Origin of the sequence: Paraburkholderia sediminicola (assembly GCF_046030555.1) — a bacterium.
GTDB lineage: Bacteria > Pseudomonadota > Gammaproteobacteria > Burkholderiales > Burkholderiaceae > Paraburkholderia > Paraburkholderia sediminicola_E.
Genome location: NZ_JAQQCH010000001.1, coordinates 423,778 through 440,709 on the forward strand (window position 1 = coordinate 423,778; position 16,932 = coordinate 440,709).

Genomic DNA, 16,932 nt, shown 5'->3' on the forward strand with positions numbered 1-16,932 from the left:
CGCGCGTCACCGTCCGAGGATCAGGCTGACATTGCTGCCGCCGAATGCAAACGAATTACTCATCACGTACTGCGGCCCCGCGCCGCGCCGCAGAAAACGTTCACTTTCGACCAGATCCAGCACCGGCAACGCGGGATCGGCCTCGCCGTCCCACAGATGACGCGGCAGCGGCATGTTTTCGCGCGCCAGCGTCAGCCAGGCGAAGGCGAGTTCGGTGGCGCCCGCCGCGCCGAGCTGATGCCCGGTCAGCGGTTTGGTGCCGCTCGTCGCCACGCCGTCGGGGAACACGCGCGCCATCAGCTTCGCTTCCATGTCGTCGTTCTTGCGCGTGGCGGTGGCGTGCAGATTCACATAGCCGATCGCCGCCGATGCGATGCCCGCATCGGCCAACGCCGCTTCCAGGGCGAGTTCGCCGCCGACACCGAGCGGGTCGGGCGAGGAAATATGATGCGCATCGCTCGATTCACCGACACCCGCGAGTCTCACCGCCGCTTCATCGCGGCTCATCAGGAACACGGCTGCGCCTTCGCCGACGTTGATCCCGCAGCGATTGCGGCTCATGGGATTGGTGCGCACGCCACTGGTCGATTCGAGCGAGGCGAAACCCTGCACCGTCAACTCGCACAGCGAATCGACGCCACCCACCACCACCGCATCGCACAATCGCAATTGCAGCAGCCGGCGCGCCGAAGCAAAAGCCTTGGCACTCGAGGTGCAAGCCGTCGAGATCGTGAACGCCGGGCCCTGCACGCCGAGCGCGGCGGCGGCAAACGGCGCGACGGTACCGATCTCCATCTGCCGGTAATTGAAGCTGGCGGGCAAGTCGCCCGCTTGCGCCTGGTAGACGAACGCGGCTTCGGCCGCTTCGATTCCCGACGTGCTGGTGCCGAGCACCACGCCGATCCGATGCGCGCCGTAACGCTCACGCGCCGCTTCAACCGCTGGCGCGATCTGCGCCAGCGCGGCCAGCAGCAAGCGGTTGTTGCGGCAGTCGTAACGCGCGAGCGCGGCGGCCGGCGCCAGATCCAGCGGCGCGAGCACACTGCCCACAAACGCCTCGCCAATGCCGGTATGCGCGTTTGCCATACCGGGTGCGTGACCGGCGGCAAGCGCCGGGACGATTGCATCGAGGTCGCCGCCGAGCGCATTGATCATGCCGAGCGCGTGCAAATAAACTGATGGCGCCTTCATGCGGCCCTCCTTGATTCCGATGGCATGCCGATCGGCGCGAGCAGCACCGAAACCGCAATGCCGAGTGCGAGCGTGGCGCCGAAACTCTTCAGCGCAGGCATTGCACTCATGCCGAGCATGCCGAACGACAGCAGCGTGGTGGCCGCCGACAGCAGCACGCCGGTCCACACCGCGCCGAGATCGGCGTCCGCGCGCAAGCAGCCTTCGCGCAGAAATACCGCATAGTTTGCGCCAACGCCGAGCACCAGCATCAGCGCGAGCCAGTTGAAAAGATTGAGGGGTACGTGAACGTAGCCGAACACGGCAAGCGTGACGCCGACCGCGAGCAGCACCGGCAGCGTCACGGCGATGCCGCCGCGCACGCGGTAGCGCAGCATCAGCAGCACGAGCACGAGCGCCAGCGCACCGCCGAGCCACCAGCCGCTATCTACGCGATACGCACCGAACAGCTTCGAGACGCTCGCCGCCTTGTCGACGAAGACGACGCCGGGCAGCGCCCGCGCGGTGGCGATCAGCGCGAGTTCGTTCTGCGACGTCACGCCCTGCGGAATCACCACTGCTGCGTAGGCTTTGGCCGTCGAATCGACAACACCCAGCCACAGATGTTTGTACGGCTGCGACCACGGCGCGGCGAGCCAGGTGTCGACCGTAAGCGGCGGCTGCGGTTTCGCGTACGCGGCAAGCCAGGCGTCGGCGACTTCGTCCTTAAAGCCCGCCTGCAGCAGGGTGGCGCGCAATGCCGAGGGATCGTTGAACACGTGCTGTGCCAGCAATGCACGATCTTCGTTCTGCTGTTTTGCGGACGGCACGAATTGCGCCACCGATTGATAGCTGCCGACCTTGTTCGCCGTCCCGTTCAACCCATCCAGTTTCACGCCCAATGCTTCAGCGCGTTGCAAGACGATCTCCGGCGTCTCGCCACGCACCACAAAAAACTGCGTGCTGTTATCCACGCCGACAGCCGCGCGCACCTTGTCTTCCTGCGCGACCAGCGAAGGATCACGCTGGATCAGCAGATGGATATCGTCGTCGCTCGTCAGACGCAACCAACCGGGAATCGCCACGATCAGCAACAGCGCCGCGACCAACCATGCGCGCTTGCCGCCGATCGTGCGATGCCAGACCGTCAGCACACGCGCCGCCCCGGCGAATACGCGTTGCGGGCTGCGCTTCGGTGCGCGCGTGAGCAATGCGGGCAACAACCACAGCACGGAGGCAAACGCCGTCGTAATGCCGGCAATCGCGAAGCACGCAATCTGTTTGAGCGCTGGGAACGGCACCCATGTGAGGATCGCGTAGCCGAGCAGGCTGGTGGCAAGCGCAACCGTCAAGGCAGGACGTACCGCGCGCGCACCACGACGCGAGTCCCAATCGCGACCCGCGCCGAGATACACCACGAAATACTGGATCGAATAATCGACTGCTTCGCCGATCAGACTGGCGCCGAACACCAGCGTCAATAGATGCAATTGGCCGAACACCAGCATGGTCACCGCGAGCGCGCAGACGATGCCGAGCGCCGTCGAAACGAAACCGAGCAGCAAAAGACGCGGCGAGCGAAACACCCACATCATCAACAACGCGATCCCGCACAGCGACGCGACGCCAATCAGATGCACCTCGTGTTCCGATGCGCTGCGCGCCGACTCCGCGTAGAACACCGCGCCGGTTCTCGCCACCGACACGTCGGGGAACGCCTGCTTCAACGCGCTTTCGCCTTGTGCGAGCGCGGCGAGCACGGCCTGCTGCGTCTTCGATTCGTAGGCCGAGCCCGGCAGCGTGGCGACGATCAGCACGCTAGTCGCGGTACCGCGATGCGACACCAGCATGTTGTCTTCGAGTTCGAGATTCGACGTGGCGAGCGGCAAACCGCCAAGCCAGTGTTCGAGCCAACCGAACGGATCGTCGGCGAGCGGCGTGCTTAGGCCGCCGCGCAATGGGCTGTAGATGCGCTGCGCGAGCGCGTCATGCAAGGTCGCGCCTGAAGCATCGCGCTGCGCGAGCGTCGCACGGTCAGCAGGCGCCAGCAAACCGAAGCGATAGGGCATGTACAGCGCCGCGATCTGCGACAGATCGAACGGCGGCAATTCCGCCGTCACCGAGCCGAAAGCACCACTCTTCTGCAATGACGCGCCGAGTTGTTTCGCCGCCGCCTTGGCGTGCGCATCATCGTTGCTGGTGACGAGAAAAACGGTGCGGTCGCCCAGCGCGCTCGCCAGCGTATCGACCGCCTTTTCGGCGACCGGATCCGCTTCGGTCGCGGGGAGCAACGCCAGCAGATTGGTTTGCAGCGGCGACGGTCCCGCGAAACGCCAGCCGCAATACAGCGCCGCAGCGAGCGCGAGCAGCAGCCACGCGGCGCGCATGCCCCACGCCTGTTTCGCGGACCGCTGTTGCAGCACCTGCATTACGGCGCTCCGAGCAGGCTGCGCTCAGCCGGCGTCGGTTCGGTCACGGCCGCGCTCTTCGCGAAGTCGAGCTTCGTGATGTCGCCGTTCGCGAGCGTGATGCGCAAGCTTTGCAGATAGTCGCCGCCATTCATCTGCAAACCTTTGATCGACTGCGCGATCTGCGGCTGGTTCGGCGTGAGTTGCATGCGCCACTGCGCGGCGCTGCCTTCGGCCTCGACGTCGAATTGCGAGTACAGCGCCGACAGATCGCCGCTGAGCATCGCGCGCATCATCTTCGAGACCTGCGCGACGCCGCGCGTGCCCTGGGCACTGTGAGCCGTCACGCGCTGGCCGTTGGCGTTGACTTCGGTGACGCCCGCGTCGGTGATGACGTAGGTGGCTTTGTACGGCGTGTCGATCTGCCAGATCACGCCACGATCGCGGAAGAACAGCAGCGAACCCGTGCTGACGAGCGGCTGCTTCATCGCGGCGAGCGTTTGCGTTTGCGTGAACTGCGCGCGGACGCCCCTGGCTTGTGCGAGGTGCGAGGCGATCTGCGAGACCAGTGCCGGATTTCCGGCAGACTGCGCGGCTTCTGCCGCAGACGCTGTCATCGGCCACGCTGCCACGCCTGAAACGCTCAAGGCGCTTATTACGCTTACCGTACCTAGCGCGAACAACGCGCGCGCTGACATACCGCGCAAGTTCATTGTCCCCATACACGCTCCAGCTTTTCGAATACGACCGGCGGCGACACGAACTGCAGTTCCTGGGTCGCGGCATCGATGGCGACCTGGATCGTGTAGCCCTTCGTCAGCCGCGTGCCAGTTGCGCAATCGACGATCTCATAGCCTATTTTCAGGCGGTTTTCATGTTCGAGCAGTTGCGCGCGGACTTCGAGCGCCTGACCGTAGGTGGCCGCACGCACATACTTCAGATGCGCCTCGACAATCGGCCACAGGTAACCCGAGGCCTGCATCTCGCGGTAGTCGTAATCGAAGGTGCGCAGGAGCGCCGCGCGGCCGATCTCGAAGTACTTCAGGTAGTTGCCATGCCAGCACACGTTCATCGCGTCGACGTCGTGAAACGGCACTTCGACCGTCGCGCTGGCCGTCAGCACTTTAGGGGAGCCGGTCATGCGTTCAAGCCTCCGCGATAGTCGTCCAGCAAATTGCACGCGGCGATGCGCGCGGTCAGCGCACGCAGGTCGCTTTCCAGCGCACGGTCTTCGTCGACCAACGGCGACTGCGCGCTCACACTGTCGATGAAGGCTTGCAGCGGCGCGGGAACCGGCGTGGCGCTGTCGATCTTCAAGCGTAAATGCGCGGCTTGCACCGTCGCCAGCGTATGCGCGGCGGCAACCTGCTCGGTCAACTCCAACACGCGCAAACAGTCGCGCGCGGCGATCGTGCCCATGCTGACCTTGTCCTGATTGTGCGCCTCGGTCGAACGCGAGAAAACGCTGGCCGGCATCGTGTTCTTCAACGCTTCCGCTGTCCATGCAGACGATGAAATCTGCACGGCCTTGAAGCCGTGATTGATCGCGGCACGCGCGGGGGCGGCGCCCGACAGATTGCGCGGCAAACCATTGTTGAAATTCACGTCGACCAGCAGCGCGAGCTGCCGGTCCATCAGATCGGCGAGATTGGCGACCGCGACCTTCAGCGAGTCCATTGCGAACGCAATATGCCCGCCGTAGAAGTTGCCGCCGTGCAGCACGCGCTCGTTGTCGGGATCGATCAACGGGTTGTCGTTCGCGCTGTTCAGTTCGTTCTCGACATCGCGGCGCACCCACGACAAGGCATCGCGCGCAACGCCGATGACATGTGGCGCACAGCGAATCGAATAGCGATCCTGCAGTCGATGCCCCGGCGTATCCTCGCGCCCGCTCAGATCGTCGCGAATCCACGCTGCTGCTTCTGCCTGGCCTGCGTGCGGTTTCACTTCGAATAGCATCGCGTCGAAGTGCGCGGCGCGGCCGTCGAGTGCCACGGTAGAAAGCGCCGTGAGGCGTGCGGTGAGGCGCGTGAGATGATCGGCACGCGCAAACGCGAGACAGGCGAGGCCCGTCATCACCGCGGTGCCGTTCATCAGCGCGAGGCCTTCTTTCGGTGCCAGCGTCAATGGCGCGTGACCGAGTTCGGTCCAGACCTCACGGACGTTGCGCAGGGCGCCGCCGAACATCACATCGCGTTCGCCGGCAAGCGCGGCGGCCACGTATGAGAGCGGCGTCAGATCGCCGCTCGCGCCAACCGAGCCTTCCGACGGAATGCGCGGCAACACGCGATGATTGATCAGGTCGGCAAGACGTTCGAGCAGCACGGGGCGCACACCGGAAAAACCATAGGCCAGCGAGTTGAGTCGCGCGGCGATCACGGCGAGTGTTTGTGCGTCGTCGAGATGCTGGCCCATGCCGCAGCCGTGGTAACGCGTCAGTTGCAATGGCAAGGCTTCGACGAGTTCCATCGGCACGTCGACCACGCACGCGTCGCCATAGCCGGTGTTGACGCCGTACACAGTCGCGCCCGACGCCAGGTGCCGGCGCAGAAAATCCGCGCCGCGCTGGATGCGCGCGCGCCACGCTGGATCGGCGCTCAACGCAACCGGCACGCGATGATGCGCGATCGCGACGACCTCTTCAATCGTCAGCTTGCGCCCGCCGATCGTCACCGCCGCCGCGCTTGCGCTGGTGTTGTCTTTCACGCTGACGTTCGGCGTGTCGATCAGATCATGTTCGGCCATTTGCGCCTCGCTTGGGGCTGGCCCAGAAATCGAAGAAATTGAACCATTGATAAGGGGCCTTGCGGCAATAGTGTTCGAGCCGCGCCGCGTAACGCTGCGCCCACGCGGCAAGATGCTGCGCTCGCTCGCGGCGCGGCAACTCGATGCGATCGGCAAAGGGCTCGAAATACAGACGATACCCATCGTGCTCTTTCAGACAGAAGAACAGATAGACCGGGCAGCCCAACGCATGAGCCAGCACGTAAGGGCCTTGTGCGAATGGCGCTGTCGAACCGAGAAATTGGGCTTCGGTCGTACGGCCTGCTTCGTGTGCCGGCACGCGGTCACCGACGATCACCAGCAGCTCGCCCGCATCGACGCGCTCCTGCATCATCATCGCGGTCTCGGGTCCAAAGTCGCTGACTTCGAGCAGATGCCGCGCGAACTGGCTATTGGCCGACGCCAGCACGCTATTGAAGCGCCGTGCGTGTTCGGTGTAGACCACGGCAGTGACTTTCGCGTAAGCGCCTTGCGCGGCAAGCGCGCGGGTCATTTCCAGATTGCCGAGATGCGCGCCGATCACGAGCGCACCTTTGCCGCTCGCCACCAACGCCTGGAATGCCGAAGGATCTTCGAATTTGACGTCGGCGTTATTGACGCGACCGGACCATGCCGCGAGCTTATCGAAGCCCGATTGTGCGAACGCCAGCATGTGACGATAGGCGGACAGCCAACCCGGACGCGGCGTATCGCCGTGCGGCGCGGCTTCACCGAGATGCGTGAAGTAGTTGCTCGACGCCTCGCGCGCGGTGCGGCCCGTCAGCAGAAAATACGCGACGATCGGATGCAGCCAGAGCGCGGTGAAACGGCGGCCGAACAGCTTGCAACTGAGCGCGAGCAAAGACATGCCCAGATGGCTGCCGCGTTCGGCGATCCGCCACCAGTCCTGCGGGCTTTGGATGCTTCGTTCCGCCTGCTTGCCCGGTTCGTTCGGCTTGCCCGGTTCGTCCTGTTCGTCTCGCGTCGGCTGCTTGTTCAGTGCGCTTGCGGGAGCCGAGCGGCGCGGCAACACCTTATGCGCGAGCAGCATCGGCAGCCGCCACAACATGCCGAACACGAGCCGGGTATGACTGCGGCTAATGCGCACGTTGTCCCACAGCACGTCGAAATGCGACACGCCATCCGCTGCATAAGTGACGCGCGTCGGAATCGAACGGAACGCCGCGCGCCGCCAGTGCAGACGCACGAGAATTTCGATATCGAAGTCCATACGTGTCGGCAGTTGCACGCTATCGATCAGCTCGCACGCCAGCGCAAGCGGATAAAGACGGAAGCCGCACATCGAATCGCGAATCGTCAGCGAGAGCGTTTCGATCCATACCCACACATGCGTCAGATAACGGCCATAGAGGCGCGATTTCGGCACGCTCTCGTCGTAGACCGGGCGGCCGAGGATCACCGCGCCCGGTTCGGCTCGCGCCGCTTCGATGAAACGCGGCACGTCCGTCGTGTCGTGCTGGCCGTCCGCGTCGATCTGCAATGCGTGCGTGTAACCCGCAGCGCGCGCGGCGCGCAGCCCTGCCATCACGGCCGCGCCTTTGCCACCGTTGACCGGCAAACGCAGCAGCTCGAGTTGAGCGGCGTACTGTTGCGCCAGCGCGGCGAGCACCTGCTGGGTCGCCTCATCGCTGCCGTCGTCGACAACAAAGATCGGCAAGCCGTGCACCGCGAGATGGGCGACGGTCGCGCCGATCGCGTCCTTGTGGTTGTAAATCGGAATGAGGATGCACGGGACGAAGCTCATCACGCGGGCTCCCGATACACGATCACGCCGGATGCGCATTCCCGCCCGCTCAGCCGGTACGCGAACTGCACTCGCCCACGCGCGGCGTCATGCGCGAGCGTGAGATTCAGCACTGCACCTGGCGATACCGGCGCCATGAACTTGAGCCGGTCGACCGATGCCAGCGCGCGCACGGCTGGCACGTGTTCGGCGGCCAGACGCATTGCCCAGTGCACCTGAATGACGCCCGGCAGAATCGGCAACCCGGGAAAGTGGCCGGCGAAATGCACAAGCGTCGGCGGAACGCGCAGTTCGTAGTGCAGCGTATCGGCGTTGCGCGCTTCGGCGAGCACTTCCACGCCGTCCGCGCGCGGCTCGAAAGCCGCCGCCACGGCGGCCACCGGCAGTTTGCCGCGCGCGTCGAACGGCAACGTAAGGCGGAAACGCCAATGACGCGGTAGCACCACTACGTCGAAATACGCAGCGAGATGACGGCGCAGGGTTTGTGCGAGTCGCACGCGGCCTTCCTCACGCAATGCCTCGCTGCCCACTTCGGTCAGCGCGACCACAGCGCCGACGCGGTCGCGCGACGCACCTTCCAGCGGCACGATCGCCGCTTGCGCGACATACGGATGCAACGCGAGACGCGTTTCGAGTTCCGGCAGCGACACGCGCTTGCCGTCCAGCTTGAGCACGCGATCGAGGCGGCCTTGCAAGCGGAAGCGGCCGTCGGCGTCGAAGGCGATTTTGTCGTCGGTGCGATGCCAGCCGGTGTGGTCGAGATGCGGCGAGCGCACGTTCAGTGCGCCCTCTTCGTCGCGGCGGACTTCGATGCCGCCCACCGGTTGCCACGCATCGGTCTGGTCCTGGCGCCGCCACGCGATGCCGCCGGTTTCCGTGCTGCCGTAAATTTCGAGCGGCGCGGCGCCATAAGCAGCGGCGTATTCCCGCGCGGCTTCCAGGGCAAGCGGACCGCCTGAAGAAAAGAATGCGCGCGGCGCCGGCTGCAGCGCGGCGAATCCAGGCAACGCGGGCCAACGCGACAATTGCGCGGGCGTCGAGACGACCACCGTCGCGCCGCATTGCTCGATTTGCGTTTGCAGATGCAAAGGTTCGATGCTGATCGCGCGGTCGAACGCGCGGCCTGCGGCGAGCGGCCACAACACGCGAAACAGCAGACCGTAGATGTGATGATGCGGCACGCTCGCCAGCATCGTCGCATCACCGACCAGCGCGCCCCATTGCTTTTCGAGCGTGTGCACTTCGGCGTTGAATTGCGCGAGGCTCTTGCGGATCGGCTTCGGGGTGCCGCTGCTGCCCGAGGTGTAGAGCGTCAACTGGGCTTGCGGATCGATCGCGTATGAAGCGCCCGACGCGTCTGCGACATCGATATCGGCATCGGCATCTCGCACAACCTGCGGCAGGTCGGCGTCGGTCAGCACGGCGTCGTACGCGTCGGCAAGATCGGCGAGATAACCCGGTGTCGCATTGGCCGGAATCACCGGTTCCTTGCCGCACGCGAACAACGCAAACAGCGCGCAGGCGAAATCGAAGGGATCGTCGATACATAATGCGTAGCGGTGCGCGGCTTGCGGTTGCATCAGTGAGACCAGTGTCGAAACACGCGCGCGAAACGCAGCGCGATCGAGCACCGTCGCGCCGTCGCGGCATACCGGCGCATTCACGACAGCAGCCTCATGGCCCGCCGACAGCAGATCATGCAACGCGATCATGCCGCCTCCGAACGCGCGGCTCGCGGCAGCACCACCAGGTAACGCCAGATGACCTCGGCCACCAGCAGCACGCCGATCAACCCATAGGCGATCGCGCCGTTATAGAGCGACCAGCTTGCGCGGCTCCAGTACAGCGCCGTATAAGCGGAGAACGCGCCGTTCAGCGCGAAGAATACGCACCACACCTGGGTCACGCGCCACGTATGGCGCACGGCGCCGGGCGGCAGATTCGGATTGCCCAGCCGGGCGAATTTTTCGATCATCGACGGGCCGCGCACGAGCGTCGCGCCGAATGCGATCAACAGGCCCAGATTGACGAGTGACGGATAGAGGCGCAACAGCAGCTCGCTGTTGGTGAACACGATCGCGGCCGAGGCGCAGCTCAGCAGGCCGACCACAGTCCAATCGATCGAGGAAAGCCGGCGCAGCGAGGTCGCGACCGGACCGCTGCCGGCCCAGCGTTGCAGCCACAGAATCGCAAACAGCATGCAACCGACGTAGCGCGGCGTGTCCCAACGCCAGGCACATAGAATCAACGCGGGATACGCGAGTTTCAGCAGAACCTGCACCACCGTTTTGGCCCAATGGCGCTCAACGCCGGACGATGCCCCGGCGGGCGAGCTCGCCGCCGCTTGCATTCGCGAGCGCACGGATGGCATCAGCCTTGTGCCGCCAGCAGGGATTCGACCGCACCGATCACATCGCCGACCGTGCGCACCGACTTGAATTCTTCCGGCTTGATGCGGCGGCCGGTCATTTCCTGCAATTTGATCGCGAGGTCGACGGCGTCGATGCTGTCGAGATCGAGGTCTTCGAAGAGATGCGCGTCGGGCGTCACGCGCTCCGGCTCAATCGCGAAGTTCTCTTTGAAGATGGCGCGAATGCGTTCAAGAATCTCTGCCTCGGACACGATTAATCCCCTTTTTTTGTGGTTTCGTTCACAGCATGCGCCGTTTCGCGTTGACTCGCGACCAGTGCGGCCAGCGTGCTGATCGAGCGGAAATGTTCGCGGGTACGTTCGTCGTTCGCTGCGATGGTCAGTTGGTATTGTTTGCGCAGCACGATGCCGATCTCGAGCGCGTCGATCGAGTCGAGACCGATGCCGTCGGTCTCGAACAACGGTGCGTCGTCGTCGATATCGGCGGGACTCAGGTCTTCCAGATCGAGGGCTTCGATCAGAAGCTGTTTAATTTCCAGTTTTAAAGAATCCATAATCGAACAGGTGCTGAGTAATGTGTGCTTCGATGGCGCTAGTCACGCTGCGCGCCGCGAGAGACGGTGTAATCGCGTGGTCCGCGAGTTGCTCGACGCCAAGCGGCTCGAGTACGTTCACGCGTATCCGGAAAGCGCGCGCCGGCACGTCGTACCAGCGCATCTGCTTGGTGAACGCCGGCGGATCGCAATCCATCAATACCGGCACGATCGGCGCGCCGACCTTCAATGCCATGTGGGCGAAGCCGCGCGAAAAGGCGTGCAGCCGGTTCGGCGCAGGGCTGCGCGTGCCTTCGGGGAAAATAATCATTGTGTAGCCTGCTGCGAGCTGCCGCGCGCCGGCTTCGACGAGCGCCGAGGGATCGGCATTACTCACGTATTCCGCCGAGCGCACGATTCCCCAGAAACACGGGTTGCTCCAGTGCGCGTTTTTCACCACGCAACAGGCACGCGGCGTGAGCGACAACAGCACCATCACGTCCAGGTACGTCGGGTGATTGGCGACCACGATCGCCGGGCCGCCAGCGCGCAATGCCTGCGCGCCTGACACTTCGAGCTCCATCACGCCGATGCGCTGCAACACCGCGACCAGCGCGCGGAAAAACCAGTGAATCACAGTCGTCACCACGCGCTGGCGCGATGCCGGATGCGGCCACAGCCAGGCAAACGGGAACACCAGCACCGAAAACAGCACGCCGCAAATGCCGAACACCACGAAGGCCATGCCCGTCGCGCAGAATCGCCAGAGGTAATTAAATCGCGCGTTCATGCAGCCTCCAATGCCAGGCGGCGCCAGCGCTTTGCCAGGCGGCGGGCTGGCCCGTTTCCAGACAGTGCAGCAATGCCTGGCTCTGGCTCGCAAAACTTTCCTCCGTGCCTGACTCGTTGTCCTCGCCTGTGTGGCTTGCGCCCTGCGCTGCCTCTGCAGTCTCCGGCTCACCTGCGCGTGACAACGTGCAAACCAATTGCCCCGCGTTCGCTTCGCCGTTTAGCAGGATCGCGATCGCGCCGCCCTGCACTTCGTCTTCAATCGTGCCATACGCCGGTTCGGCCGGTTCATCAGCGTATACCAGCAACACCGGCGAGCCGGGCTGCGCGGCGTATTGCGCGTACGCTTCCAGGAGCGCGTAACCGAGCGTCTCAGCACCGGCCGAGATCGCGCTGGCAGCGGAACGGTCGCCACGCGCGATGCCGAACACGCCGGTCATTGCGTTCAGTACCGACAGGCTGAAGGCGGTCGGTGAGACCGGCTCGCCCGCGCTGATGGTGCGCAAGATGTCTGTAGTGCGCCGCAATTCGCCGTGGCGTGAAGCGAACACGACCCGAACCTCGTCTTGCGCCACGCAATCATGCGCGACCTTCAGGGCCACTCTCGACAAAGTGCTCAGGCGACGCCGCACGATCGGCTCGATGAAGCCGATATCGGGTGCGGCAGTTGCCGCGGCAGGCCAGCTCGACCAGCGAGCGACCGGAATGGTCCAGTGCAGATCGGGCATATCGGTGTTCGCGCGTAGAAGCGAGGAGAGGCTGAGAGCGCCTGACGGAATACGTTGCTGTCACAGCATACGCGCCGCGCGGAACGGCAATCTCCAGCCGGGGGGTCAATCCAATCTTCTTATATGGGTTCAGCGATTTAACGGCACTTGGCCCCGATTATTTAGGCGCCTTTGCCAAATGGTCTGATGGATTGTCTCAGGCGCCCTGTGGACGCCGGAATCATACTGAATATTGTGGATTAAATCAGCCACAAAAGACGTATCCATCTGTATCCGTATCGCTCGCACGACGGCTGACTGGACAACACCGGAAAGCAGGCCCAGCGGCCCTTGCGTAGCGCGTGACCGGCCCGCAAAGCTACTTGTGGCGAGCTTCGCAGCCCGGCTGGACGTGCAGGGCTTCCCTCAATACGCACCGATACTTTCATTTAACTTTCGAAGAAAGTGTTTCGTTTCGGAACACTTCAATACGCCAGACGCTATTTGCCGAGTGATTCGCCGCGCGTCGCTCAAATCTCACGCACAACTTACGGGCACTTACAACAGCGCGACTTTTGACCTCATGCTCGCGGATGAAAACGGCCCGGCAGGAATATCCTGCCGGGCCGCTTTTTGTTGCGCCGCAACGGATGCCGTTGAACGCACCGCTCGCTTACTGCACGGCCTTCGCGCTCGACGCTGATGCCGGCGCTGCCGCAGGGGCGGCGCCCGACGTGGCAACTTCGTTCGACGCTCCGCCGTTCTTGTCGACGGGGATCTTCACGGTATGGACCACGCCGTTGCCGAGCGGAAAATCGGCCAGCGCGCTGCGCGCCAGATACGGCATAGCCCTGACCAACGACGACTCGCCGCCCGAGTTGCGCGCCGTCACGTTGTAGACCTCTTTGCCACTAGCACGCTCGGTAATCCGCACGCCGAGCAGGTGCGTGAAAATCGGGTAGCTCTGATTCACGTACGTGGTCGGATACGGACCCCATGGCCCCCACGGATCGAACGACCGGCCCCAGTACGGCGCCGGCCAGGGGTTGTAATACACAGGCTGCGCGACCGTCACCATGTCCGAGCGAATCCCGTACGACAGCCCGACCAGATAACGCGCCTGGGAAGCGTCGACCGGACGGAACGCGTGCGTGGCTAGTTCGTTGCCGACCAGCCGCTCGTAGGTGGTGAGTTCAAGATTGTTCTGCTGATCCGCTGCCCGCGTGAAAGCATAGGTACGGGTGGCATCATTGCCGCTCCAGTCGGAGAACGCCGTGACCTGAGTGGTCACGTACGTCGTGCAGCCTGACAGCAGCGCTGTCAGCGTGGCCAGCAGCAGCGTGGCGCGGCGGGTCCATCGATCGAATTTCATGGTCTACCTCGTGTTGCCTGTTATCGCCAGTCTTGACCGGGTTGGTTTGCACGCATGCTCTGCTGCGCGCGGCGCGCCCGATAATACGCTGACCAGGCAATTCGGTAAAAAGTTCGCTCCGCACGATCCGTCGAGCCTTTGTACAATGGCTCGACAAGCCCGGCTCGCGCGCCATAAGCACGCGTGACGGCTCGAGTCCCATCACTACAGAACGCCATGGCCGATACCGCAACGCCCAATGTGATCCGCCGCGCCGATTACGCGCCGCCCGCCTTCCTGATCGACACCGTCGCACTGGAGTTCGATCTGGTCCCCGACCGCACCGTCGTCAGGAACACGATGCGTGTGCGCCGCAATCCGGACGCCTCCCGAGCTTCGAATTTCGAACTGATGGGCGAGCAACTCGAGTTCGTCAGCGCCACGATCGACGGCGCGCCCTTCACTAACGCGCATGCGCACGAACACGGCCTCACGCTCGACAACGTGCCGGACAACTTCGAGCTCACGCTTACCAGTATCTGCAATCCGGCGGAAAACACCACGCTATCCGGACTGTATGTGTCGGGCGGCAACTTCTTCACGCAGTGCGAGGCCGAGGGCTTCCGCCGAATCACCTATTTCCTCGACCGCCCCGACGTGATGGCGACCTTCACGGTCACGCTGCGCGCTAACAAGGCCGATTACCCGGTGCTTCTGTCGAACGGCAACCTGCTCGAAGAAGGCGATCTGCCCGATGGCCGCCATTTCGCCCGCTGGGAAGATCCGTTCAGGAAGCCGAGCTATCTGTTCGCGCTGGTCGCGGGCAAGCTCGTGGCACTCGAAGAGCGCGTGAAGAGCGGTTCGGGCAAGGAAAAGCTGCTGCAGGTATGGGTCGAACCACACGATCTCGACAAGACGCAGCATGCGATGGATTCGCTGAAGCATTCGATCCGCTGGGACGAGGAACGCTTCGGGCTGGAACTGGATCTGGACCGCTTCATGATCGTCGCGGTGAGCGACTTCAACATGGGCGCGATGGAGAACAAAGGGCTCAACATCTTCAACACGAAGTACGTGCTGGCGAACCCCGAAACGGCAACGGACACCGACTTCGCGAACATCGAGGCGGTGGTCGGTCACGAGTACTTCCACAACTGGACCGGCAATCGCGTCACGTGCCGCGACTGGTTCCAGTTGAGCCTGAAAGAAGGCCTGACAGTGTTCCGCGACCAGGAGTTCTCGGCCGACATGGCAGGCGGCGCAACTGACGAAGCCGCGCGCGCCACCAAGCGGATCGAAGACGTGCGCGTGCTGCGCCAGATGCAGTTCGCGGAAGACGCGGGGCCGATGGCGCATCCTGTACGCCCGGAAAGCTACGTCGAGATCAACAATTTCTACACGATGACCGTCTACGAGAAAGGCTCGGAAGTCGTGCGGATGTATCAAACGCTGTTCGGCCGCGACGGCTTCCGCAAGGGCATGGACCTGTACTTCAAGCGGCATGATGGTCAGGCCGTGACCTGCGACGATTTCCGTCACGCGCTGGCTGATGCGAACGGCCGCGACCTCGCGCAATTCGAGCGCTGGTACAGCCAGGCCGGCACGCCGCGCGTCTCGGTACGCACGAAGTACGACGCCGCGCAGCAACGCTACAGCGTGACGCTCACGCAGGGTTATGGCGAAGGCGCACCAGCCGCGCGCGAAACGCAAAAGGGCCCGTTGCTGATTCCGTTCGCGATCGGTCTGATCGGCAAGGATGGCCGCGATCTGCCGCTGCAACTGGAAGGCGAAACCAGGGCTTCGGACTCCACCACGCGCGTGCTGGAATTCACGCAGACCGAACAGACCTTCACGTTCGTCAACGTCGCGCAGGAACCGCTGCCCTCGCTGCTGCGCAATTTCTCCGCGCCGGTGATCGTCGAATACGACTACCCAGTCGAACAGCTCGCGTTCCTGCTCGCGCACGACAGCGACCCGTTCAACCGCTGGGAAGCCGGCCAGCGGCTCGCCACGCGCGAGCTGCTGACGCTCGCCGGGCGCGCCGCCACGGGCGTGCCGCTGCAGCTCGACGACTCAGTGGTCGCCGCGTTCGCCCGCGTGCTGACCGACGAAACGCTCTCGCCCGCGTTCCGCGAGCTGGCGTTGATGCTGCCGTCGGAAGCGTATCTAGCTGAACAGATGGTCGAATCGAATCCCGCTGCTGTACATACCGCACGGCAGTTCGTGCGCAAGCGCCTCGCGAACGCGCTCAGGAAAGACTGGCTCGCCGTGTACGAAAAGCACCGCACGCCGGGTGCCTATGAGGCGACGCCGGAGGCATCCGGTCATCGCGCGTTGAAGAACCTCGCGTTGTCGTACCTCGCGGAACTGGACGATCCGGCTGAAGCCGTGCGCCTCGCGTCCGCGCAATACGACTCTGCCAACAACATGACCGACCGCTCGGCAGCACTCTCGGCGTTGCTCAATGCGTCCGCGGCGAATGGCGGCAGTGCCGAGGCGCAGCAGGCGCTGGACGACTTCTATCGGCGCTTCGACAAGGAACCGCTCGTCATCGACAAGTGGTTTGCCTTGCAAGCCACGCAACGCGGCAGCGCGCAGCGTCCAGTGATTGAGATCGTGCGCAAGCTGATGGCGCACCCGGCGTTCAATCTGAAGAATCCGAACCGCGCACGCTCGCTGATCTTCAGTTTCTGTGCGGCGAACCCCGCGCAGTTCCATGCTGAAGATGGCTCGGGCTACGCGTTCTGGGCTGACCAGGTGATCGCGCTCGACGCCATCAATCCGCAAGTGGCCGCCCGCCTCGCCCGCTCGCTGGAATTGTGGCGCCGCTTTACGCCGACGCTGCGCGAGGGTATGCGCGCGGCGCTGGAGAAAGTGGCGTCGCAGGTGAAATCGCGCGACGTGCGCGAGATCGTGGAGAAGGCGTTGGCGTGATGCTCATCTGAAAGCGCTTCGCATCGAAAAGCCGGCACGTGTTGCCGGCTTTTTTTCGTCCTGAATTCCGCCATCAGTTTCGCCATGAGGCGACGTGCTGACGTCAACGTTAGCCGACTGGACGACTGTTCGTATCGGCTCG

14 protein-coding genes are annotated in these 16,932 nt (G+C 63.9%); 1 reads left to right on the forward strand and 13 read right to left on the reverse strand.

What is annotated here, in order from left to right; genetic code table 11:
* Nucleotides 1-6 precede the first annotated feature (6 nt).
* The 13 genes from PQQ52_RS01970 to PQQ52_RS02030 form a co-directional block, all read right to left on the reverse strand.
* Nucleotides 7-1,191, reverse strand: a complete 1,185-nt coding sequence (locus tag PQQ52_RS01970; protein WP_408206341.1) for a beta-ketoacyl-[acyl-carrier-protein] synthase family protein — start codon at nucleotides 1,189-1,191, stop codon at nucleotides 7-9.
* Nucleotides 1,188-3,599 carry an MMPL family transporter gene (locus tag PQQ52_RS01975; RefSeq protein ID WP_408206343.1) on the reverse strand — a complete coding sequence of 804 codons (2,412 nt, stop codon included), beginning with the start codon at nucleotides 3,597-3,599 and terminating at the stop codon, nucleotides 1,188-1,190. The genes PQQ52_RS01970 and PQQ52_RS01975 overlap by 4 nt, the downstream gene beginning before the upstream one ends.
* Nucleotides 3,599-4,300 (reverse strand): outer membrane lipoprotein carrier protein LolA, encoded by a 702-nt coding sequence (locus PQQ52_RS01980; RefSeq protein WP_408206345.1) that lies wholly within the window; start codon nucleotides 4,298-4,300, stop codon nucleotides 3,599-3,601. The genes PQQ52_RS01975 and PQQ52_RS01980 overlap by 1 nt, the downstream gene beginning before the upstream one ends.
* Complete coding sequence (locus tag PQQ52_RS01985; RefSeq protein ID WP_408206347.1) at nucleotides 4,288-4,719, reverse strand: acyl-CoA thioesterase; 432 nt, start codon at nucleotides 4,717-4,719, stop codon at nucleotides 4,288-4,290. Before PQQ52_RS01985 ends, PQQ52_RS01980 begins: the two co-directional genes overlap by 13 nt.
* Nucleotides 4,716-6,323: an HAL/PAL/TAL family ammonia-lyase gene (locus PQQ52_RS01990; RefSeq protein ID WP_408206349.1), complete on the reverse strand. Its 1,608-nt coding sequence runs from the start codon at nucleotides 6,321-6,323 to the stop codon at nucleotides 4,716-4,718. The genes PQQ52_RS01985 and PQQ52_RS01990 overlap by 4 nt, the downstream gene beginning before the upstream one ends.
* On the reverse strand, nucleotides 6,310-8,106 hold the full coding sequence (locus tag PQQ52_RS01995; protein WP_408206351.1) for a glycosyltransferase family 2 protein: 1,797 nt from the start codon (nucleotides 8,104-8,106) through the stop codon (nucleotides 6,310-6,312). The genes PQQ52_RS01990 and PQQ52_RS01995 overlap by 14 nt, the downstream gene beginning before the upstream one ends.
* A complete protein-coding gene (locus PQQ52_RS02000; RefSeq protein WP_408206353.1) occupies nucleotides 8,106-9,818 on the reverse strand; it encodes an ApeI family dehydratase in 1,713 nt (570 codons plus the stop codon). The genes PQQ52_RS01995 and PQQ52_RS02000 overlap by 1 nt, the downstream gene beginning before the upstream one ends.
* On the reverse strand, nucleotides 9,815-10,477 hold the full coding sequence (locus tag PQQ52_RS02005) for a COG4648 family protein (protein WP_408206354.1): 663 nt from the start codon (nucleotides 10,475-10,477) through the stop codon (nucleotides 9,815-9,817). The genes PQQ52_RS02000 and PQQ52_RS02005 overlap by 4 nt, the downstream gene beginning before the upstream one ends.
* A complete protein-coding gene (locus PQQ52_RS02010; protein WP_020069032.1) occupies nucleotides 10,477-10,728 on the reverse strand; it encodes an acyl carrier protein in 252 nt (83 codons plus the stop codon). The genes PQQ52_RS02005 and PQQ52_RS02010 overlap by 1 nt, the downstream gene beginning before the upstream one ends.
* 2 nt (nucleotides 10,729-10,730) lie before the next feature.
* The gene (locus PQQ52_RS02015) at nucleotides 10,731-11,030 is read right to left on the reverse strand and encodes a phosphopantetheine-binding protein (RefSeq protein WP_408206356.1); all 300 of its coding nucleotides are present in this window, start codon (nucleotides 11,028-11,030) and stop codon (nucleotides 10,731-10,733) included.
* The gene (locus tag PQQ52_RS02020) at nucleotides 11,005-11,799 is read right to left on the reverse strand and encodes a lysophospholipid acyltransferase family protein (protein WP_408206358.1); all 795 of its coding nucleotides are present in this window, start codon (nucleotides 11,797-11,799) and stop codon (nucleotides 11,005-11,007) included. The genes PQQ52_RS02015 and PQQ52_RS02020 overlap by 26 nt, the downstream gene beginning before the upstream one ends.
* Entirely contained in the window at nucleotides 11,783-12,526 is a 744-nt protein-coding gene (locus tag PQQ52_RS02025) for a beta-ketoacyl synthase chain length factor (RefSeq protein WP_408206360.1), read from the reverse strand. Before PQQ52_RS02025 ends, PQQ52_RS02020 begins: the two co-directional genes overlap by 17 nt.
* 652 nt (nucleotides 12,527-13,178) lie before the next feature.
* The gene (locus PQQ52_RS02030; protein WP_408206362.1) at nucleotides 13,179-13,877 is read right to left on the reverse strand and encodes a DUF4136 domain-containing protein; all 699 of its coding nucleotides are present in this window, start codon (nucleotides 13,875-13,877) and stop codon (nucleotides 13,179-13,181) included.
* 216 nt (nucleotides 13,878-14,093) lie between these two features.
* Here PQQ52_RS02030 and pepN point away from each other — a divergent pair, with 216 nt between their 5' ends.
* Nucleotides 14,094-16,790 (forward strand): aminopeptidase N, encoded by a 2,697-nt coding sequence (pepN, locus tag PQQ52_RS02035; protein ID WP_408206364.1) that lies wholly within the window; start codon nucleotides 14,094-14,096, stop codon nucleotides 16,788-16,790.
* Nucleotides 16,791-16,932: the final 142 nt, after the last annotated feature.